This window comes from Polynucleobacter sphagniphilus (assembly GCF_001953355.1).
Taxonomy (GTDB): Bacteria; Pseudomonadota; Gammaproteobacteria; order Burkholderiales; family Burkholderiaceae; genus Polynucleobacter; species Polynucleobacter sphagniphilus.
This window is the reverse complement of record NZ_MPIY01000017.1, coordinates 197980-221167: the sequence shown is the minus strand read 5'-3', so window position 1 is coordinate 221167 and position 23188 is coordinate 197980. Positions and strand designations below refer to the sequence as shown.

Annotated in this window: 11 protein-coding genes, 6 tRNA genes, 3 rRNA genes and 1 pseudogene; all 21 read right to left on the bottom strand. The window is 47.0% G+C overall.

All coding sequences use genetic code 11. From position 1 onward, the window contains the following. Positions 1-2: 2 nt before the first annotated feature. The 21 genes and pseudogenes from fusA to BOQ04_RS09745 all read right to left on the bottom strand — a co-directional run bounded on the left by fusA (position 3) and on the right by BOQ04_RS09745 (position 22354). A complete protein-coding gene (fusA, locus tag BOQ04_RS09845; RefSeq protein ID WP_076024544.1) occupies positions 3-2105 on the bottom strand; it encodes an elongation factor G in 2103 nt (700 codons plus the stop codon). Positions 2106-2139: 34 nt separating this feature from the next. Then, complete coding sequence (gene rpsG / locus BOQ04_RS09840) at positions 2140-2610, bottom strand: 30S ribosomal protein S7 (RefSeq protein WP_076024543.1); 471 nt, start codon at positions 2608-2610, stop codon at positions 2140-2142. Between the two features lie 153 nt (positions 2611-2763). After that, entirely contained in the window at positions 2764-3144 is a 381-nt protein-coding gene (gene rpsL / locus BOQ04_RS09835) for a 30S ribosomal protein S12 (protein WP_076024542.1), read from the bottom strand. A gap of 177 nt (positions 3145-3321) precedes the next feature. Further along, positions 3322-7584, bottom strand: coding sequence for a DNA-directed RNA polymerase subunit beta' (gene rpoC / locus BOQ04_RS09830; protein ID WP_076024541.1), 4263 nt, complete (start codon positions 7582-7584; stop codon positions 3322-3324). A gap of 1 nt (position 7585) precedes the next feature. Beyond that, a complete protein-coding gene (gene rpoB / locus BOQ04_RS09825) occupies positions 7586-11686 on the bottom strand; it encodes a DNA-directed RNA polymerase subunit beta (protein WP_076024540.1) in 4101 nt (1366 codons plus the stop codon). Between the two features lie 226 nt (positions 11687-11912). Further along, a complete protein-coding gene (gene rplL, locus BOQ04_RS09820; RefSeq protein WP_011901893.1) occupies positions 11913-12287 on the bottom strand; it encodes a 50S ribosomal protein L7/L12 in 375 nt (124 codons plus the stop codon). Between the two features lie 159 nt (positions 12288-12446). Further along, positions 12447-12971: pseudogene (gene rplJ, locus BOQ04_RS09815) on the bottom strand (50S ribosomal protein L10); the annotation flags it as partial. Between the two features lie 236 nt (positions 12972-13207). After that, positions 13208-13909: a 50S ribosomal protein L1 gene (gene rplA, locus BOQ04_RS09810; RefSeq protein ID WP_076024538.1), complete on the bottom strand. Its 702-nt coding sequence runs from the start codon at positions 13907-13909 to the stop codon at positions 13208-13210. A 2-nt stretch (positions 13910-13911) separates the two neighbouring features. Further along, entirely contained in the window at positions 13912-14343 is a 432-nt protein-coding gene (rplK, locus tag BOQ04_RS09805) for a 50S ribosomal protein L11 (RefSeq protein WP_011901890.1), read from the bottom strand. Positions 14344-14511: 168 nt separating this feature from the next. Beyond that, positions 14512-15084, bottom strand: coding sequence for a transcription termination/antitermination protein NusG (gene nusG, locus BOQ04_RS09800; RefSeq protein ID WP_076024537.1), 573 nt, complete (start codon positions 15082-15084; stop codon positions 14512-14514). Positions 15085-15093: 9 nt separating this feature from the next. Further along, complete coding sequence (gene secE / locus BOQ04_RS09795) at positions 15094-15471, bottom strand: preprotein translocase subunit SecE (RefSeq protein ID WP_076024536.1); 378 nt, start codon at positions 15469-15471, stop codon at positions 15094-15096. Positions 15472-15492: 21 nt separating this feature from the next. Then, positions 15493-15568, bottom strand: a tRNA-Trp gene (locus BOQ04_RS09790). 11 nt (positions 15569-15579) lie between these two features. Next, positions 15580-16770: an elongation factor Tu gene (gene tuf / locus BOQ04_RS09785; RefSeq protein WP_076024535.1), complete on the bottom strand. Its 1191-nt coding sequence runs from the start codon at positions 16768-16770 to the stop codon at positions 15580-15582. A gap of 76 nt (positions 16771-16846) precedes the next feature. After that, positions 16847-16921 (bottom strand) — tRNA-Thr (locus BOQ04_RS09780). Positions 16922-16941: 20 nt separating this feature from the next. Beyond that, a tRNA-Gly gene (locus BOQ04_RS09775) sits at positions 16942-17015 on the bottom strand. Positions 17016-17020: 5 nt separating this feature from the next. Beyond that, positions 17021-17105 (bottom strand) — tRNA-Tyr (locus tag BOQ04_RS09770). 113 nt (positions 17106-17218) lie between these two features. Then, positions 17219-17332 (bottom strand): 5S ribosomal RNA (rrf, locus tag BOQ04_RS09765). 105 nt (positions 17333-17437) lie between these two features. Beyond that, a 23S ribosomal RNA gene (locus BOQ04_RS09760) occupies positions 17438-20311 on the bottom strand. A 269-nt stretch (positions 20312-20580) separates the two neighbouring features. Further along, positions 20581-20656 (bottom strand) — tRNA-Ala (locus tag BOQ04_RS09755). A 29-nt stretch (positions 20657-20685) separates the two neighbouring features. Next, positions 20686-20762: transfer RNA gene (locus BOQ04_RS09750), tRNA-Ile, on the bottom strand. A gap of 59 nt (positions 20763-20821) precedes the next feature. Further along, positions 20822-22354, bottom strand: a 16S ribosomal RNA gene (locus BOQ04_RS09745). The 16S, 23S and 5S rRNA genes sit together here with 5 tRNA genes alongside, the layout of an rRNA operon. Positions 22355-23188 lie beyond the last annotated feature (834 nt).

Sequence of the window (23188 nt, the reverse complement as noted above, 5' to 3'; positions counted from 1 at the left end):
AATTACTTCGCTTTAGCAGCCATAACTGCTTCAGCAACGTTCTTAGGTGCTTCGGAATAATGCTTAAATTCCATGGTGTAGGTAGCGCGACCTTGGGTCAACGAGCGCAAGCCAGTTGAATAACCAAACATCTCTGCCAATGGCACTTCAGCGCGAACAATCTTACCGCCGCCTGGAATGTCATCCATACCTTGCAAAATACCGCGACGGGATGAGAGGTCACCCATTACGTTACCCATGAAATCTTCTGGTGTTTCAACTTCAACGGCCATCATTGGCTCAAGCAATACTGGAGATGCTCTACGCATACCATCCTTGAATGCCATAGAACCCGCCATCTTAAATGCGTTTTCGTTGGAGTCAACGTCATGGTATGAACCGAAGAACAATGTTGCCTTGATATCAACAACTGGATAGCCAGCCAAAATACCAGAATTCAATGTTTCGATAATTCCCTTTTCTACCGCAGGAATGTATTCACGAGGAACTACACCACCTTTAATAGCGTCAACGAACTCAAAACCTTTGCCTGGCTCTTGTGGCTCTAACTTCAATACCACGTGACCATATTGTCCACGTCCACCAGACTGCTTAACAAACTTACCTTCGATTTCTTCACAAACTTTACGAATGGTTTCGCGGTATGCAACTTGCGGCTTACCAACAGTTGCCTCTACGCCAAACTCACGTTTCATGCGGTCAACCAAAATTTCCAAGTGAAGTTCGCCCATACCGGAAATAATGGTTTGGCCTGATTCTTCATCAGTCTTCACGCGGAAAGAAGGATCTTCTTGTGCCAAACGATTCAAGGCAAGACCCATTTTTTCTTGGTCAGCTTTTGTCTTAGGTTCAACCGCTTGCGAGATCACAGGCTCTGGGAATACCATGCGCTCCAAAATAACAATGCTATCTGGATCACATAAAGTTTCACCAGTAGTTGCATCTTTCAGACCAACGGCTGCAGCGATGTCACCTGCGTAAACTTCTTTAATTTCTTCACGTTGGTTTGCATGCATTTGCAACAAACGACCAACACGCTCTTTCTTGCCCTTGATAGGGTTGTAGATTGTGTCGCCTGACTTCATCACACCGGAGTAAACACGGAAGAAGATCAGCTGACCAACAAATGGGTCCGTCATGATCTTAAATGCCAAAGCAGAGAACTTGGCATTATCAGAAGCTTCGCGGGTTGTTGGTGTACCGTCTTCCAATTCACAAGGGACCGGCGGAACATCTAATGGGGAAGGCAGCAATTCAACTACTGCATCCAACATCGCCTGAACGCCTTTATTTTTGAACGCAGTTCCACACAACATTGGAACAATTTCATTGGCAATAGTACGTTGACGCAATGCAGTCTTGATTTCTTCCTCAGTCAACTCTTCGCCGCCGAGATACTTCTCCATCAACTCTTCTGAACTTTCAGCAGCCGCTTCAACCATCTTCTCGCGCCACTCTTGAGCAGACTCTTGCAATTCAGCAGGGATCTCTTCATAAGTGAACTTAGTACCTTGTGAAGCCTCATCCCAAATGATGGCCTTCATTTTTACCAAGTCGATAACGCCTTTGAAGTTTTCTTCTGCGCCGATTGGAATTTGAATCAAGATTGGGTTTGCTTTAAGGCGCAGCTTCATTTGGTCATAGACCTTGAAGAAGTTCGCGCCTGTGCGATCCATCTTGTTTACAAAAGCCAAACGAGGAACTTGGTACTTATTTGCCTGACGCCATACTGTTTCTGATTGTGGCTGAACACCACCCACAGCACAGTAAACCATGCATGCACCATCAAGAACACGCATTGAACGCTCAACTTCAATGGTGAAGTCTACGTGTCCCGGGGTATCAATAATATTGATGCGATGCTCAGGGAAATTGCCTGCCATTCCCTTCCAGAACGTAGTAGTAGCAGCAGAAGTAATGGTGATACCACGCTCTTGCTCTTGCTCCATCCAGTCCATGGTAGCTGCGCCATCATGTACTTCACCAATCTTATGATTTACACCGGTGTAGAACAAAACGCGTTCTGTAGTTGTTGTTTTACCTGCGTCAATATGCGCAGAAATACCGATATTGCGGTATTTGTCGATGGGGGTTTTACGTGCCACTGTTGGTGCCTTTTCTTTACTATTCGATTAACAATTAAAAGCGGAAATGTGAGAACGCTTTATTAGCGTCAGCCATACGGTGAACTTCTTCACGCTTCTTCATTGCGCCGCCACGACCTTCAGCAGCTTCTAATAATTCGTTAGCCAAACGTTGGGCCATAGATTTTTCGCCACGCTTTTTAGCGGCTTCGCGCAACCAGCGCATTGCCAAAGCAGAACGACGTGATGGGCGTACCTCAACAGGAACTTGATAGTTAGCACCACCAACGCGACGACTCTTTACCTCAACCATTGGCTTTACATTACCCATGGCAGTTGAAAAAACTTCGAGCGGCTCTTTATTTGCTTTTTTCTCGATGTGATCAAAGGCACCGTAAACGATGCGCTCTGCAACCGATTTCTTGCCGTCCAACATGAGGACGTTCATGAATTTTGCTACTTCTACATTGCCAAATTTAGGATCAGGCAGGATTTCCCGTTTGGGAACTTCACGACGACGTGGCATAGCTACTCCTTCAGTTCAGTTGGGGGTGGTCCACATGGATCACCCACTCTAGTTGCCCTACTATCTAAGAAAAAATTTCTTAGACGGAACAACCACTTACTTGTCTTTTAAGTCCGACAAACAATGACTTACTGCAAAAACATCAAGCTACTATTAAGCAGCTTTCTTGGCGCGTTTAGCACCGTACTTGGAACGTGACTGCTTACGGTCTTTAACACCCTGCAAGTCAAGTGAGCCACGAACGATGTGGTAACGAACACCCGGCAAATCCTTTACACGACCACCACGGATCAAGACAACTGAGTGTTCCTGGAGGTTATGGCCTTCGCCACCAATGTATGAAATGACTTCAAAACCATTGGTTAAGCGAACTTTGGCTACTTTACGTAACGCAGAGTTTGGCTTTTTAGGAGTTGTTGTATATACACGGGTACATACACCACGGCGCTGCGGGCTGTTTTGCAGCGCAGGGCTCTTACTTTTAACGATCAGCCGACTTCTTGGCTTGCGTAATAATTGATTAATTGTTGGCATAAAATAGCTCGGTTAGTACTTCTTTGTTGCTTTCTTAAAGAAAATCAATGACTTAGAGAATTTCTAGGTCAAAAAGACCCTCTTCTGAATCAGTAGAACTCAGCATTCTAGCCTGACCAGCTCTTTCCGTCAACCAAATGAGGAAAAAGCTGGCCATTTCAGGCCAGAATTACCAAATTAGCTTGGATCAGCCTCTCCAGCAGGAGCAATCACTTCAGCCTCTACTTCTACAGGCATATCAGCCATTGCTTCTTCTTCGGCGGCAATCATCTGCGCGCGATCACGCTCAAATTGCTCTCTGACCTTGCGCGCACGGCGATAAGACAAGCCAGTACCAGCAGGGATCAAGCGACCAATAATGACGTTTTCCTTGAGGCCACGGAGTGTATCGGTTTTGCCCATAATTGCTGCTTCGGTCAATACACGAGTGGTTTCTTGGAAAGAAGCCGCTGAAATGAAGCTGTCTGTCGACAAGGATGCTTTAGTAATACCAAGCAACACGTTCTCAAACTGTGCTGGATGTTTACCTTGGGCAATCACAGCATCGTTTGCGTCGTACAGCTTTGAACGCTCGACTTGCTCACCGGTAATGAAGGATGTATCGCCTGGATCAGTTACCTGAACACGACGCAACATCTGACGCACGATCACTTCAATGTGCTTGTCATTGATCTTCACACCCTGGAGACGATACACGTCTTGCACTTCGTCAACGATGTAAATTGCCAACTCTTCGATGCCTTTGAGAGTCAAGATGTCATGTGGATCGGCAGGACCTTCCACAATCATCTCGCCCTTATTCACAACTTGACCGTCGTGAACAAGAACTTGCTTCTCTTTAGGAATCAAGAATTCATTTGCTTCACCGTCCATATCAGTAATAACCAAACGTTGTTTACCTTTGGTTTCTTTACCGAAGGAAACGGTTCCGGTTACTTTTGCCAATACGGCAGCATCTTTTGGTGAACGCGCTTCGAACAATTCAGCAACGCGTGGTAATCCACCGGTGATGTCACGAGTCTTCTGTGATTCGATCGGAATACGCGCCAATACTTCACCAACTTCAACCTTCTGACCATCTTTAACCGTAATCAAAGCCCCAACCTGCAAGCCAATGTTTACTGGATGATCAGTGCCCGCAATCATCACTTCTCCACCCTTTTCATCAACCAAGTTGATCATTGGGCGAACGCCTTTGCTTGCAGCAGAACGACGCTTACCGTCAATCACCACCAAGGTGGAGAGGCCAGTTACTTCGTCAACCTGTTTAGCAACGGTTACGCCTTCTTCGACGTTATCAAAGCGAGCGATACCAGCGTACTCAGAAATAATTGGGCGAGTTAATGGATCCCATGTCGCCAAGCTTGCGCCAGCCTTTACCGCTGCATCTTCTTTTAACAAGAGAGTTGCACCATATGGCACTTTATGACGCTCGCGCTCGCGGCCATTGTCATCAACGATCAAGGCTTCACCAGAGCGTGAAATCACGATCTGCTCACCCTTGGCGTTCTTCACAACACGCATCGTGCCGGAGAACTTCAAGGAACCATTTGATTTGGCTTCAATATTACTTGCAACCAAGGCACGTGACGCTGCACCACCGATGTGGAAAGTACGCATCGTCAACTGTGTACCTGGCTCACCGATGGACTGAGCAGCGATAACACCAACCGCCTCACCAACGTTGACCAAACCACCGCGACCGAGGTCACGTCCATAACACTTAGCGCACAAGCCAAAGCGAGTTAAGCAAGACAATACGGTGCGAACCTTCACTTCGTCGATACCCAATGCAACGATTTGATCAACATGATCTTCGTCGAGCAAGGTATCGTTAGGCACAATAACTTCTTGTGTATCAGGGTGAACGATGTCGCCGATACATACACGACCCAAAATACGATCGCGCAATGCTTCGATAATTTCGCCACCTTCAACCAAGGCTTTCATTGTTACGCCAGAAGTTGCACCGCAATCTTCTTCAATAACTACGAGGTCTTGAGTTACATCGCACAAACGACGTGTCAAGTAACCAGAGTTCGCTGTCTTTAACGCTGTATCAGCCAGACCCTTACGAGCACCGTGGGTTGAGATGAAATACTGCAACACGTTCAAACCTTCACGGAAGTTCGCAGTAATTGGGGTTTCAATGATGGAGCCATCAGGCTTGGCCATCAAACCACGCATACCTGCCAACTGACGAATCTGCGCAGCAGATCCACGCGCACCAGAGTCTGCCATCATGTAGATGGAGTTGAAAGATTCTTGACGCACAGTCTTACCGTTACGATCGAGCACGTCAACATGTGACAACTCATCCATCATCGCCTTACCAACTTGGTCGCCTGCGGCACCCCAAATATCAACCACGTTGTTGTAACGCTCTTGATTGGTTACGAGACCTGACATGAACTGCTTGTCATACTCTTTAACCTTGGTAGATGCTTCAGTGATGATGCGCTCTTTAGAAGTAGGAATCAGCATATCGTCGATCGCCACTGAAATACCGGCATTCGTCGCCAAACGGAAACCAGACTGCAATAGGCGGTCAGCAAAAATAACTGTTTCACGCAGACCACACTTGCGGAATGAAGTGTTAATCAAACGTGAGATTTCTTTTTTCTTCAGGGGCTTATTAATTTCCTCGAAAGACATACCTTTAGGCAGAATTTCTGACAAGATGGCACGGCCCACTGAAGTTTGATAGATCTTGGTTTTTTCAGCAAAACGGGCATCGCCCTCTGCTTTTTTATCCACAATCTCAAACTCGGTAATACGCACAGCAACGCGAGAGGCTAATTCAACCTGACCTGCTTCGTATGCACGTACTACTTCAGTGATATTAGCAAAGACCATGCCTTCGCCTTTACCGTTGATCTTGTCACGAGTAGCGTAATACAGACCCAACACTACGTCCTGTGAAGGAACGATAGATGGTTCGCCGTTCGCTGGGAACAATACATTGTTCGAAGCCAACATCAATGTACGCGCTTCCATTTGCGCCTCGAGCGACAAAGGAACGTGAACCGCCATTTGGTCACCGTCAAAGTCAGCGTTAAATGCCGCGCAGACTAATGGATGTAATTGGATTGCCTTACCTTCAATCAGCATTGGCTCAAAAGCCTGAATACCGAGGCGGTGCAATGTCGGCGCACGGTTCAACATGATTGGATGCTCACGAATTACTTCTTCGAGAATGTCCCAAACGATTGGCGTCTGACTCTCAACTTCCTTCTTCGCAGCCTTAATTGTGGTTGCAATTCCTAAAGTCTCAAGCTTGTTGAAAATAAATGGCTTGAACAATTCTAAGGCCATCAATTTTGGTAAACCGCACTGATGCAATTTCAGTGTAGGACCAACTACGATGACTGAACGACCAGAGTAGTCAACACGTTTACCCAACAAGTTTTGACGGAAACGACCGCTCTTACCTTTAATCATCTCAGCCAATGACTTGAGAGGACGCTTGTTAGCACCAGTCATAGCCTTGCCGCGACGACCGTTGTCGAGCAATGAGTCAACCGCTTCTTGCAACATCCGTTTTTCATTGCGAACGATGATCTCTGGAGCGCGCAACTCTAACAAACGTTTAAGACGATTGTTACGGTTAATCACACGACGATAGAGGTCGTTCAAATCAGAAGTAGCAAATCGACCGCCATCCAATGGCACCAATGGGCGCAACTCAGGTGGCAATACTGGCAACACTTCCATGATCATCCAGTCAGGCTTGATACCTGAGGTCTGGAATGCCTCGAGCACTTTTAAGCGCTTGGCATATTTCTTGATCTTGGCATCGCTACCAGTTGCTTTTAAATCAGCACGAATAGTTTCCACTTCACGATCGATATCAATCGAACGCAAGAGATCACGAATGCCCTCGGCACCCATAATGGCAGTGAAAGCACCCTCACCAAACTCTTCAGTCTTGGCATAGTACTCGTCCTCAGACATAATCTGACCACGCTTCATAGCGCCTTCAGGGGTCATGCCAGGATCAACTACTACATATGCTTCAAAGTAGAGAACGCGCTCGATATCCCGCAAGGTCATATCGAGAACCATACCCAAACGGGATGGCAAGGACTTCAAGAACCAGATGTGTGCAACAGGGGCTGCCAACTCAATGTGGCCCATACGCTCACGACGCACTTTAGCGAGAGTAACTTCAACGCCGCACTTTTCGCAGATTACGCCACGGAACTTTAAGCGCTTGTACTTACCGCATAAGCACTCGTAGTCTTTGGTTGGTCCAAAAATTTTGGCGCAAAACAAACCATCACGCTCGGGCTTAAATGTCCGATAGTTGATGGTTTCTGGTTTGCGAACTTCACCAAAAGACCATGAGCGAATTTTCTCAGGGGATGCGAGGCCAATCTTGATGACATCAAACTGCTCATCACCCTGCGTTTGCTTAAATAAATCGAGCAATGCTTTCATATCAGTTGCGCTCCATGTCAATGTCAATACCCAACGAGCGGATTTCTTTTACCAACACGTTGAAGGATTCGGGCATGCCAGCATCAATCGTGTGCTCGCCCTTGACGATGTTTTCGTAAACCTTGGTACGGCCTGCGACGTCATCGGACTTCACTGTCAGCATTTCCTGCAAGACATATGAAGCACCGTATGCTTCGAGGGCCCAAACTTCCATCTCACCAAAGCGCTGACCACCAAACTGGGCTTTACCACCCAATGGCTGTTGCGTTACCAACGAGTAAGGTCCGGTTGAACGTGCATGCATCTTATCGTCGACCAAATGGTGGAGTTTCAAGACGTGCATTACGCCAACAGTGACTGGACGCTCGAATTGATCACCAGTACGGCCGTCACACAGAATCATTTGTTGACGTGATGGGGTCATCTTCAAAGATTGAGCTACATCTTCTGGATAGGCCAACTCGAGCATACGACCGATTTCTGCTTCTGTAGCACCATCAAATACCGGCGTAGCAAACGGCAAGCCTTGGCGCAAATTTTCAGCCAAAACAGTGATTTGCTCATCGGTAAAGTTGTCGATATCTTCTTGACGACCAGTTTCGTTGTAAAGCTGCTTCATAAACTTGCGAAGCTCAGCTTGTTTAGCCTGCTCACGAACCATCTCATCGATACGCTTACCAATACCTTGTGCAGCCCAACCTAAGTGGGTTTCCAAGATCTGACCAACGTTCATACGGGAAGGAACACCCAATGGGTTTAAGACGATGTCAACAGGGCGTCCGTCAGCCATAAATGGCATGTCTTCTGCCGGAGCGATTTTAGAAACCACACCCTTGTTACCGTGACGGCCAGCCATCTTGTCACCAGGCTGCAAGCGACGCTTAACAGCCAAGTAAACCTTAACCATTTTCGTAACACCAGGTTGCAAATCATCACCCTGAGTCAGCTTAGTACGCTTCTCTTCAAAAGCTTCATCAAACTGTTTACGTTTTGCTTCGATCGAGGATTTAATCGCTTCAACTTGTGAGGCAACTTCATCATCGGCCGGACGGACATCAAACCAATGATACTTGTCTAAGTCATCAAGATAAGCCTTGTCGATCTTAGTGCCTTTAGCTAATTTCTTAGGTCCGCCGTTAGCAACTTTGCCAACTAACAGTTTTTCTAAACGCATGAAGGCATCGCCTTCAACAATACGCAACTGGTCATTCAAGTCCAAGCGATAGCGTTGTAATTCTTCCTGAATGATTGATTGTGCACGTGCATCGCGTTCGATACCTTCACGTGTGAAGACTTGGACATCAATAACGGTACCGATCATTCCTGAGGGAACGCGCAAAGAAGTATCTTTAACGTCAGATGCTTTTTCACCAAAGATCGCGCGGAGCAATTTCTCTTCAGGGGTGAGAGTTGTCTCGCCCTTTGGAGTAACTTTTCCAACCAATACGTCACCAGCTTCAACTTCAGCACCGATGTAAACAATACCGCTTTCATCTAAACGAGACAGTTGTGACTCTGCCAAGTTGGAGATATCGCGTGTAATTTCTTCTGAACCAAGTTTGGTATCACGAGCAACAACCGACAACTCTTCAATATGAATCGAAGTGTATCGATCATCAGCAACAACCTTCTCAGAGATCAAGATTGAATCTTCGAAGTTGTATCCGTTCCATGGCATAAATGCCACAGTCATGTTTTGACCCAAAGCCAATTCACCTAAGTCAGTAGAGGCGCCATCAGCAACAACGTCACCACGGGCTACACGATCACCAACCTGAACGATGGGGCGTTGGTTGATATTGGTGTTTTGGTTTGAGCGGGTGTACTTGATGAGGTTGTAAATATCTACACCAACTTCACCAGCAGCAGTCTCGTCATCGTTTACACGGATCACTACACGGTTCGCATCTACATAATCCACAATACCGCCGCGTGTTGCTAAAACAACCGTACCGGAGTCAACCGCAACAATACGCTCTAAGCCTGTACCAACCAATGGCTTATCTGGACGCAAGCAAGGTACCGCTTGACGTTGCATGTTTGCACCCATCAAGGCTCGGTTCGCATCATCGTGCTCCAAGAATGGTACGAGTGAAGCAGCAGCAGAAACGATTTGGCTAGGAGCAACGTCGATAAAATCAATGCGCTCTGGGCTAACCATCATGGTCTCACCAGCTTGACGCGCTGAAACCAATTCATCGGATAGTTTGCCGCTCTTGTCAATCGAGGCATTCGCCTGAGCAATGACGTATTTAGCTTCTTCAATAGCGGAAAGATAAACAACTTCATCGCTTACTTTGCTATTGGAAACTTTACGATAAGGCGTCTCTAAGAAACCATGCTCATTCAAACGCGCAAATAACGCGAGTGAGTTGATCAAACCAATGTTTGGTCCTTCTGGAGTTTCGATTGGGCAAACACGTCCGTAGTGGGTTGGATGCACGTCACGCACTTCAAAACCTGCGCGCTCACGTGTCAAACCACCAGGTCCCAATGCGGAGATACGACGCTTATGCGTGATCTCTGAAAGTGGGTTGGTTTGATCCATAAACTGAGACAGCTGTGATGAACCAAAGAACTCACGAATCGCTGAAGAGATTGGCTTGCTGTTAATCAAATCATGCGGCATCAAGTTTTCTGTTTCAGCTTGACCAAGACGCTCTTTAACAGCACGCTCAACACGTGACAAACCTGCGCGGAATTGATTTTCTGCTAACTCACCAACACAACGTACGCGACGATTGCCTAAGTGGTCGATATCATCAACCTCGCCCTTACCGTTACGCAAATCAACGAGAGACTTAATCGTGTCCAAAATATCTTCATTGGACAAGACCATTGGGCCTTCCATTTCAGCGCGATTCAAGCGGCTGTTTACTTTCATACGTCCAACGCGGGACAAGTCGTATGAATCTTCGTTATAGAACAAACGCTGAAATAAGGCCTCAACAGCATCTTCTGTTGGAGGCTCACCAGGGCGCATCATGCGATAGATGGCAATGCGAGCAGCCATTTGATCGGCAGTTTCATCAGTACGCAATGTCTGAGAAATGTATGCACCAGAATCTAAATCATTGGTGTAAATCGTTTCCAATTGCTTGATGCCAGCATCACGCAAGGTAGCCAACAATTCTTCTGTAATTTCATCATTAGCGTAAGCTAAGATTTCACCAGAATCTGGATCAATAATGTTGCGTGCAACAACGCGGCCAATCAAGTAATCATCTGGAACAACGATGTTCTTGGTTTTAGCTGCTTCAAGCTCACGAATATGTTTTGCGTTGATGCGCTTATCTTTTTGAATGACAACTACGCCATTCTTGTCGAGCACATCAAAGTTTGCCAACTGGCCACGCAAACGTTCTGGCACAAACTCCATTGATGCGCCATTAGCGGTCAATGCGAAATGATCAAAGTTAAAGAAGTTTGCAAGAATCTGTTCGTTGTTTAAACCAATTGCTTTGAGCAAAATGGTGACGGGCATCTTACGACGACGATCAACGCGGAAATAGAGGATATCTTTTGGATCAAACTCAAAGTCGAGCCATGAACCACGGTAAGGAATGATGCGTGCTGAGAATAGCAACTTACCTGAGCTATGGGTCTTGCCCTTATCGTGCTCGAAAAACACGCCTGGGGAACGGTGCAACTGAGAAACGATTACACGCTCAGTACCATTAATAACGAAAGAGCCATTGTCTGTCATGAGTGGAATTTCACCCATATAGACTTCACTCTCTTTTACTTCTTTAACCTTGGTAGGCGCTTCGCGATCATAAATAATCAAGCGAACTTTAGCGCGTAAGGCAGAGTGGAATGTGTAACCACGTTGTTGACATTCTTTGACGTCAAACGGTGGCTGTGACAACTGGTATGACACATATTCCATGCGTGCATAGCCGTTATTCGACACAATTGGGAATGCCGATGTAAATGCGGCCTGGAGTCCCTCATTAAGACGAGACATGGCAGGCTTATCAGCCTGTAAAAATTTAGCGTAGGATTCCAGCTGCGTTGCGATCAGGTATGGAACCTGGTGATTATTTACTCGCTTAGCAAAGCTTTTACGGACTCGCTTGCGTTCGGTGAAGCTGTAGTTCATTTCATCTCCGAATTCAGCGACTGTACAAAGATTTGGCGGTTGGCCACTACCAACCACTGGCGGACAACACTAAACCGAAAGATTTAGTGTCCGACCAAACTTGCATTCTGCAGTCGTATCAGAAGGCAAACCCGATTTCAATCAGAAATGAAATCGGGTTTGACCACTAATGGTCAAACCCAACAGGGCTAGCACTCCTTTTTGAGAAGCGCCAGCACAGTGTGTATTACTTGAGTTCTGCTTTAGCGCCAGCTTCTTCAAGCTTCTTCTTAGCTTCTTCAGCTGTTTTCTTGTCAACAGCTTCTTTAATTGGCTTCGGTGCGCCATCAACCAAGTCCTTAGCTTCTTTGAGGCCAAGACCAGTAATTTCGCGAACAGCCTTAATTACTGAAACCTTGTTTGCGCCAGCTTCGAGCAAGTTAACAGTGAATTCTGTTTGCTCTTCAGCAGCTGCGCCACCAGCAGCACCAGCAGGACCAGCAACAGCCATCGCTGCAGCTGAAACGCCAAACTTCTCTTCGAACGCCTTAACCAAGTCGTTCAAATCCATTACAGACATGCTGCCTACTGCATCAATAATTTCTTCTTTAGTAATCGCCATTTTTAGCTCCTAATACTTAAATAGTTAATCTGTCGCTTATTCAGCGGCAGGGGTTTCGTTTGCTTCTGTTCCAGCTTCTGGGGCTGCAGCTGCAGGCTCAGCAGCTGCTTCTGGAGCGGCGGCCTCGGCAACTACTTCTGCCGGTGCTGCTGCTTCAACTGCAGGTGCTGCCACTTCGGCTACCGGAGCTGGTGCTCCTTCTGCCTTTTGTGCTGCTACTGCGCCCAATACGCGAGCCATTGCAGAAACTGGGGCTAACATCACACCCAACAACTGCGATAACAACTCATCGCGGCTTGGAATTGTTGCGAGGGCTTTTACGCCTGCAACGTCTAACAACTTGCCGTTATATAAGCCAGCAGTGATGACAAGCTTGTCTTGAGTCTTAGCAAAGTTCTGCAATACTTTTGCCGAAGCAATCGGATCAGCAGAGATGCCATAGATCAAGGGGCCAACCATCGAATCAGCAAGGGGCTCAAACTGTGTGCCTTGTGCAGCACGGCGTGCCAATGTGTTCTTCAGAACGCGAAGATATACACCTTGGTCACGTGCGCTAGCACGTAGCTTTGTCAACTGCTCTACTGGAATACCACGGTATTCAGCGAGCACGACTGTTTGAGCTCCAGCCAATTGAGCGCCGACATCAGCAACAATCGCTTTTTTGTCTTGTACATTCAAAGGCACGGTTTAACTCCTTAAAAACCAACTGTTTCCAGTTGGGGTTACACACCAGCGTCTGATCATTTGTCACAAGAGAATCTTGTGAAATTTTTTCAGGGTCGCCATCTGCGCTGGCTATTACTTTCGTAACGATTAAGAATCAATTCTTTAGAAGCAACTAATTCACCAACGGTCTTTGATGTTCGACTCCCACTCAAAGAATGAAAGTCGACCCAAAGTTCTTTTTTTGCTACTGCGACTTACTTAGCCGCCTGTAACGATGCTTGGTCAACGCGTACGCCTGCACCCATGGTGCTGCTTACCGCAACTTTTCTTAAATAAATACCTTTTGATGCAGGTGGCTTCGCTTTATTTAAAGCCTCAAGCAATGCGAGTAAGTTTGATTTCAACGCAGCTGGCTCGAATGAACGACGACCAATAGTGGCGTGAACAATACCGGCTTTATCTACACGGAACTGAACTTGACCAGCTTTTGCATTTTTAACTGCAGTAGCTACGTCTGGAGTAACGGTTCCTACTTTTGGATTCGGCATCAAACCACGTGGACCCAATACTTGTCCCAATGTACCAACAATTTTCATTGTGTCTGGAGATGCAATCAAAATATCAAAATCGATATTTCCGCCTTTAATTTGCTCAGCGAGATCTTCCATGCCAACAATCTCTGCACCAGCAGCCTTGGCTTGCTCAGCTTTTTCGCCCTGTGCAAAAACAGCAACGCGAACATGCTTGCCTGTACCAGCTGGGAGCACAACAGCACCGCGCACAACTTGATCAGATTTCTTCGCATCAATACCCAATTGAACTGCAACATCGATAGATTCATCGAATTTGGCAGTAGCGCACTCTTTAACAAGATTCAACGCTTCTTCGAGTGGGTAAAACTTATTGCGATCAACTTTAGATTCGATTGCTTTTAAACGTTTGGATAATTTAGTCATGATTAGAGACCTTCCACAGTGATGCCCATGGAACGGGCGCTACCAGCGATTGTGCGTACAGCTGCATCCATATCGGCGGCTGTCAAATCGGGCATTTTTGCTTTAGCGATTTCTTCCGCTTGAGCACGTGTAATTTTTCCTACCTTATCGGTATGAGGGCGTGGTGAACCTTTTTCAATCTTCGCAGCCTTCTTGATCATGATGGTTGCTGGAGGAGTCTTCATGATGAATGTGAAGCTCTTATCAGCAAACGCTGTAATCACAACTGGAATTGGAAGACCTGGCTCCATGCTCTGTGTTTGAGCATTAAACGCCTTACAGAATTCCATAATGTTAAGGCCGCGTTGACCCAAAGCTGGACCTACGGGAGGTGATGGATTTGCTTTACCTGCAGGGATCTGCAGCTTAATAAAGCCAATGATCTTCTTTGCCATTAATTGCTCCTAAAAGCGCGCCTTACCTCATTAGGAAAGACCGCTGTTGAGTAAACGCTTCGCTAGTTTTTTGGCTTGCTAGCTCCGCTCCTCGGTTAATTACTAAATCTAAATAACCATCTTGCACAACAAACTACTTAACTACAAAACCGGACTAAGTCCTTGTTTTTACATCTTTTCTACTTGTCCGAACTCCAGCTCAACTGGGGTACCGCGGCCAAAAATTGTAACAGAAACGCGCAATCTTGACTTCTCGTAGTTAACTTCTTCAATATTCCCGTTGAAATCCACAAAAGGACCTTCTTTAACGCGAACAATCTCACCTACCTCAAATAAGGTCTTAGGCTTTGGTTTGTCAACTCCGGCTTGCATTTGATCCATAATTTTGGATACTTCTGCTGTAGAAATCGGGCTTGGACGATTACGAACGCCACCAACAAAACCAGTTACTTTTGGTGTGTTTTTAACCAAATGCCAGCTTTCATCGGTCATTTCCATCTCAATCAAGACGTAGCCTGGGAAGAAACGGCGCTCAGATACAGATTTTGCGCCTGACTTGATTTCAACAACCTCTTCGGAAGGAACCAAAATACGGCCAAATTTATCCACCATCCCAGAACGGCCAATGCGCTCCTCGAGGCCGCGCTTTACACTTTTCTCCATGCCAGAATAGGCATGAATAACGTACCAACGCATATTGCCTGTGGCTTGAGGATTTGCGGCTACTTCAGAATCAATCATTTTTCTTACTCACTTCCAGCCAAGAAAGGCTGAAAAAACTAGCCATTCAATTAATTTGTCTGCGATCCACAGAAACAAAGACATGATCAATACAAAACCAAATACAACCAAAGTCATTTGTGTGGTCTCTTTACGAGTAGGCCAAACAACTTTCTTTACTTCGTACCATGAATCCTTTGCATAATGGATAAAACGACGTCCATCTGGAGAAAGGGCCACAACTAAAACTGCAGCAGCAATGCCACCAAACAATACAACTAATCGAATGAGCATAGATTGATCGATGAGCGTGTAATACAAAACCAACGCTGCAACGACAACAAGAGCAGCCAGTCCGGAGACCCAGCTACTCTTTGCTTCTGTATGACTTGCTGTATGTTGAGACATTATTACTTTCAGTTCAAATCGTGGCAGGGGCGGAGGGCATCGAACCCCCAACCTTTGGTTTTGGAGACCAACGCTCTGCCAATTGAGCTACACCCCTATATTTCTTAATTAAGCCAAAATCTTAGCAACCACACCGGCGCCAACAGTACGGCCACCTTCACGGATTGCAAAACGTAAACCTTCTTCCATCGCGATAGGAGCGATGAGTTTTACGGTAATTGTGACGTTATCACCAGGCATCACCATTTCTTTGTCTTTTGGCAACTCGATTGAACCAGTCACGTCCGTTGTACGGAAGTAGAACTGTGGACGATAGTTGTTAAAGAATGGAGTATGACGACCACCTTCATCTTTACCCAAGATGTAAACCTCGGCTGTAAAGTGAGTATGTGGAGTGATAGAACCTGGCTTAGCCAATACTTGGCCACGCTCAACTTCTTCACGTTTTGTGCCGCGTAACAAGATACCAACGTTATCGCCTGCTTGACCTTGGTCGAGCAATTTGCGGAACATTTCAACGCCAGTACAAGTGGTTTTGAGAGTTGGCTTAATACCAACGATTTCAATCTCTTCACCAACTTTAACAATACCGCGCTCGATACGACCAGTCACTACAGTACCGCGACCAGAGATAGAGAACACATCTTCTACAGGCATCAAGAAGGCACCGTCAACAGCGCGCTCTGGAGTTGGGATATAGGTATCTAAAGCTTCAGCCAATTTCATGATGGCTTCTTTACCCAATGGGCCTTCGTCGCCTTCAAGGGCTAACTTAGCAGAACCTTGAACGATTGGAGTGTCATCGCCTGGGAAGTCGTACTTAGAAAGAAGTTCACGAACTTCCATTTCTACGAGTTCTAACAATTCAGCGTCATCAACCATGTCGCACTTGTTCAAGAACACCACGATGTATGGAACGCCCACTTGGCGAGCCAAGAGGATGTGCTCACGTGTTTGTGGCATTGGGCCGTCAGCAGCAGAGCAAACCAAAATAGCGCCGTCCATCTGGGCAGCACCGGTAATCATGTTCTTAACGTAGTCAGCATGTCCTGGGCAATCAACGTGAGCATAGTGACGGTTTGCTGTCTCGTACTCAACGTGTGCTGTATTAATCGTAATACCACGTGCTTTTTCTTCTGGAGCAGCATCGATCTGATCATATGCTTTTGCTTCGCCACCGAATGCTTTGGAGAGCACGGTTGCAATTGCTGCTGTCAATGTGGTTTTACCGTGGTCAACGTGACCAATAGTGCCAACGTTTACGTGCGGTTTTGTCCGCTCAAACTTTTCTTTTGCCATTTTTTTGTCTGCCTTTAGTTAACTCTAAAAACCAATCCAGTTACGAATGAACTACACATTTTAAATACATCAACCTTGGTGCCCATGGGCAGGATCGAACTGCCGACCTCTCCCTTACCAAGGGAGTGCTCTACCACTGAGCCACATGGGCCAATCATTTACTACAAATTCTGGAGCGGGATAAGAGAATCGAACTCTTGACCGAAGATTGGAAATCTGCTGTTTTACCATTAAACTAATCCCGCACATCTGGTGGAGGGGGTAGGATTCGAACCTACGTAGGCATAGCCAACAGATTTACAGTCTGCCTCCTTTAGCCACTCGGACACCCCTCCGTCAACCCAATATTCTGACTCCAAATGGAGTTTCTGTCAATCTCTAAAGCCCGTAAATACGCTTCGCACAAGTAAAAACGCCCAGACCTTTTGGGTCTGGGCGTCACGTTGGTGCCCGGCAGTTACCTACTTTCACACGGGTAATCCGCACTATCATCGGCGTAAAGTCGTTTCACTGTCCTGTTCGGGATGGGAAGGAGTGGTTCCAACTTGCTATGGTCACCGGGCGTAGAGGGTTGAGTTGCTGATAAATCAACAACTCGATTTGAGTAAGCATGTAATAAGGATGCAGATTAAATCTGGCAAACATCCAACACAATAGTGCTGGTTATAGGATCAAGCCTAACGGGCAATTAGTATCGGTTAGCTCAACGCATTACTGCGCTTACACACCCGACCTATCAACGTTGTGGTCTTCAACGACCCTTTATGTAGGTTTAACCTACGGGAGATCTCATCTTCAGGCAAGTTTCCCGCTTAGATGCTTTCAGCGGTTATCTCTTCCGTACATAGCTACCCTGCGATGCTTCTGGCGAAACAACAGGTACACCAGCGGTACGTCCACTCCGGTCCTCTCGTACTAGGAGCAGCCCCCGTCAAATCTCCAACGCCCATGGCAGATAGGGACCAAACTGTCTCACGACGTTTTAAACCCAGCTCACGTACCTCTTTAAATGGCGAACAGCCATACCCTTGGGACCGGCTACAGCCCCAGGATGAGATGAGCCGACATCGAGGTGCCAAACACCGCCGTCGATATGAACTCTTGGGCGGTATCAGCCTGTTATCCCCAGAGTACCTTTTATCCGTTGAGCGATGGCCCTTCCATACAGAACCACCGGATCACTATGACCTGCTTTCGCACCTGCTCGACTTGTCGGTCTCGCAGTTAAGCACGCTTTTGCCATTGCACTTTAGGTACGATGTCCGACCGTACCAAGCGTACCTTCGTACTCCTCCGTTACACTTTGGGAGGAGACCGCCCCAGTCAAACTGCCTACCATGCACTGTTCCCGACCCAGATAATGGGCCAAGGTTAGAATCTCAAACAAACCAGGGTGGTATTTCAAGGTTGGCTCCAGCGGAACTAGCATCCCGCTTTCAACGCCTCCCACCTATCCTACACAGACCGGTTCAAAATTCAATGCAAAGCTACAGTAAAGGTTCATGGGGTCTTTCCGTCTAGCCACGGGTAGATTGCATCATCACAAACATTTCAACTTCGCTGAGTCTCAGGAGGAGACAGTGTGGCCATCGTTACTCCATTCGTGCAGGTCGGAACTTACCCGACAAGGAATTTCGCTACCTTAGGACCGTTATAGTTACGGCCGCCGTTTACTGGGACTTCAATCAAGAGCTTGCACCCCATCATTTAATCTTCCAGCACCGGGCAGGAGTCACACCCTATACGTCCACTTTCGTGTTTGCAGAGTGCTGTGTTTTTATTAAACAGTCGCAGCCACCTTTTTATTGCAACCCTTTCGCCCTCCCGTTGTTCACGGTCAAGCTACAAGGGCGCACCTTATCCCGAAGTTACGGTGCAAATTTGCCGAGTTCCTTCTCCTGAGTTCTCTCAAGCGCCTTAGAATACTCATCTCGCCCACCTGTGTCGGTTTGCGGTACGGTCTTGTTAGACTGAAGCTTAGAGGCTTTTCTTGGAACCACTTCCAATTGCTTCGCGAATAAATTCGCTCGTCTCACGCCCTTGAATTACGCTACCGGATTTACCTAATAGCCATCTCCAACGCAAGAACCGGGACTTCCAACACCCGGACAACTTTCCGCGATCCGTCCCCCCATCGCATCTAACAATGGTCAAGGAATATTAACCTTGTTCCCATCAGCTACGCATCTCTGCCTCGCCTTAGGGGCCGACTCACCCTGTTCCGATGAACGTTGAACAGGAAACCTTGGGCTTACGGCGAGGGGGCTTTTCACCCCCTTTATCGCTACTCATGTCAGCATTCGCACTTCTGATACCTCCAGCATCCTTTACAAGACACCTTCACAGGCTTACAGAACGCTCTCCTACCATCACATTGCTGTGATCCGCAGCTTCGGTTATATGCTTAGCCCCGTTACATCTTCCGCGCAGGACGACTCGATCAGTGAGCTATTACGCTTTCTTTAAAGGATGGCTGCTTCTAAGCCAACCTCCTGACTGTTTTAGCCTTCCCACTTCGTTTCCCACTTAGCATATATTAGGGACCTTAGCTGGCGGTCTGGGTTGTTTCCCTCTTGACACCGGACGTTAGCACCCGATGTCTGTCTCCCGTGCTTGCACTCGTAGGTATTCGGAGTTTGCTATGGCGCAGTAATCCGCAATGGACCCCACTACCATGACAGTGCTCTACCCCCTACGGTGATACACGAGGCACTACCTAAATAGTTTTCGGAGAGAACCAGCTATTTCCAGTTTTGTTTAGCCTTTCACCCCTATCCACAGCTCATCCCCTAACTTTTCAACGTTAGTGGGTTCGGTCCTCCAGTACGTGTTACCGCACCTTCAACCTGGCCATGGATAGATCAACTGGTTTCGGGTCTACACCCAGCAACTAACGCCCTATTCGGACTCGCTTTCGCTACGCCTTCCCTATTCGGTTAAGCTTGCTACTGAATGTAAGTCGCTGACCCATTATACAAAAGGTACGCAGTCACCCCTTACGAGGCTCCTACTGTTTGTATGCACACAATTTCAGGATCTATTTCACTCCCCTCCCGGGGTTCTTTTCGCCTTTCCCTCACGGTACTTGTTCACTATCGGTCGATTACGAGTATTTAGCCTTGGAGGATGGTCCCCCCATATTCAGACAGGATTTCACGTGTCCCGCCCTACTTGTCTCTAGCCTAGTACCACCCAATAATTTTCACATACGGGACTATCACCCTTTATTGTTGGACTTTCCATTCCATTCTGTTAATTACTGAGCTATCACTAGAAGGCTCTTCCCATTTCGCTCGCCACTACTTTGGGAATCTCGGTTGATGTCTTTTCCTCTTGCTACTTAGATGTTTCAGTTCACAAGGTTCGCTTCTCATACCCTATGTATTCAGGTATGGATACCACAAAAGTGGTGGGTTTCCCCATTCAGAAATCCCCGGATCAAAGCTTATTTACCAGCTCCCCGGGGCTTATCGCAGGTTATAACGTCTTTCGTCGCCTGTAATCGCCAAGGCATCCATCATGTGCACTTATTCACTTGATCCTATAACGAGCACCATTGCTAGTAACCGTTACAGGTTTTACTTCTACTTCTGACATGTTTGCCGTAATCCAAACTGTAAGTACTTGTTAAGAACTTTGTAAAAACTCGTTTGATATTACTGATTGATGATTCAATCTTTACCCTTATTACATTGTCTAATGTCCTCTCAAAGAAACATTAGACACTTTGCTTACTCAAATTTTTAAAGAACAGCCATAAATGGCAAAACTAAACGATTAAATGTTCGCTTAGTTTTGACATTTAGATGTTGGTGGAGGATGACGGGATCGAACCGACGACCCCCTGCTTGCAAAGCAGGTGCTCTCCCAGCTGAGCTAATCCCCCAACGTCCACTTAGTCCATATCACTGCTGATGGTGGGTCTGGTAGGACTTGAACCTACGACCCCTGCGTTATCAACACAGTGCTCTAACCAGCTGAGCTACAGACCCGTGGCTTTTATTGTCAACCGATAAGTGTGGGCACTATAGCTCCAGCATCTTTTCTCTAGAAAGGAGGTGATCCAGCCGCACCTTCCGATACGGCTACCTTGTTACGACTTTACCCCAGTCATGAACCCTGCCGTGGCAGTCGCCCTCCTTGCGGTTAGGCTAACTGCTTCTGGCAAAACCCACTCCCATGGTATGACGGGCGGTGTGTACAAGACCCGGGAACGTATTCACCGCGACATTCTGATCCGCGATTACTAGCGATTCCAGCTTCACGTAGTCGAGTTGCAGACTACGATCCGGACTACGATGCATTTTCTGAGATTAGCTCCCCCTCGCGGGTTGGCAACCCTCTGTATGCACCATTGTATGACGTGTGAAGCCCTACCCATAAGGGCCATGAGGACTTGACGTCATCCCCACCTTCCTCCGGTTTGTCACCGGCAGTCTCTTTAGAGTGCTCTTGCGTAGCAACTAAAGACAAGGGTTGCGCTCGTTGCGGGACTTAACCCAACATCTCACGACACGAGCTGACGACAGCCATGCAGCACCTGTGTTCACTTTCTCTTACGAGCACCTAATGTATCTCTACTTCGTTAGTGACATGTCAAGGGTAGGTAAGGTTTTTCGCGTTGCATCGAATTAATCCACATCATCCACCGCTTGTGCGGGTCCCCGTCAATTCCTTTGAGTTTTAATCTTGCGACCGTACTCCCCAGGCGGCTGACTTCACGCGTTAGCTACGTTACTCAGGATGTAAATCCCGAACAACTAGTCAGCATCGTTTAGGGCGTGGACTACCAGGGTATCTAATCCTGTTTGCTCCCCACGCTTTCGTGCATGAGCGTCAGTGTTATCCCAGGGGGCTGCCTTCGCCATTGGTATTCCTCCACATATCTACGCATTTCACTGCTACACGTGGAATTCTACCCCCCTCTGACACACTCTAGCTATACAGTCACAGGCGCCATTCCCAGGTTAAGCCCGGGGATTTCACGCCTGTCTTGTATAACCGCCTGCGCACGCTTTACGCCCAGTAATTCCGATTAACGCTCGCACCCTACGTATTACCGCGGCTGCTGGCACGTAGTTAGCCGGTGCTTATTCTTCAGGTACCGTCATTCCCGGACTGTGTTAGAGCCGGTGTTTCTTCCCTGACAAAAGAGCTTTACAACCCGAAGGCCTTCTTCACTCACGCGGCATTGCTGGATCAGGGTTTCCCCCATTGTCCAAAATTCCCCACTGCTGCCTCCCGTAGGAGTCTGGGCCGTGTCTCAGTCCCAGTGTGGCTGATCGTCCTCTCAGACCAGCTACTGATCGTCGCCTTGGTGGGCTTTTACCCCACCAACAAGCTAATCAGGCATCGGCCGCTCTAATCGCGCGAGGTCTTTCGATCCCCCGCTTTCCCCCTCAGGGCGTATGCGGTATTAGCACAGCTTTCGCTGCGTTATCCCCCACGATAAGGTACGTTCCGATGTATTACTCACCCGTTCGCCACTCGCCACCAGGTGCAAGCACCCGTGCTGCCGTTCGACTTGCATGTGTAAGGCATGCCGCCAGCGTTCAATCTGAGCCAGGATCAAACTCTTCAGTTCAATTCCTGTGATCCTTGCGGATCGTCGCACTCATTCAAGAAATTGACTTGGTAATAAAACCAAATCTTTTTACTGTCTATGAGTACTATTTATTTACATCTGTCCCGAAGGACTGGATGCTTTTGCCTAGTACCCACAATTATCGGTTGACTAATTTTTAAAGAGGGCTGACTCGCGTTTCGTATTTCGTTAAAACGTTGCAGCAGAGAGATGAGACTTTATACCCGTTTTTCACAGTCGTCAACACCTTTCGTCGTCTATTTCATAAAAAAAAGCGAAGATTTTTCTTAATTCTTAAATAAATCCTTTTAAAACAATGAGATATAAATTGAAAATATTTTAAAAAAAATTCAAAATATTTCCATTTTTAGAGGATTTTTCACACTAGGCCAGAAAAAAATCACTCTTTTTTAGGTGTTTTTTGTAGTTTTGATTGTTTTTTCTCAATATGTTGAGGGTAAATCTACTAATTTTTGGTACGTCACTCTCCGAAAGGTGGGGAAACAGGCTGGAAGCCATACAGCACCTGGGTTTCCGGTCCATCTGTATCGCTACAGTTTCTTCTCACCCCCTCTAGCAAACAGCCTAAGACCCCTTATTTATCTGGGCTAGCGGCCTAAAAGAACCATGGTGATGTTGCCCCAGAAATCCTATATTTCGTCGTCGATCTGACTATTTAGCTTGGCGACACTAGTTTTGGGGCAATGGAAAACTCTAATTAAGAGCCCAATCCAAGAAGCATGCGTTTTTAGCGGGTACGCCTGCCACCAAGCAAGGGGGCGATAACAATTCATGGCTTACCAACTGATAAGAGGATATCCCTCTACCGATAGC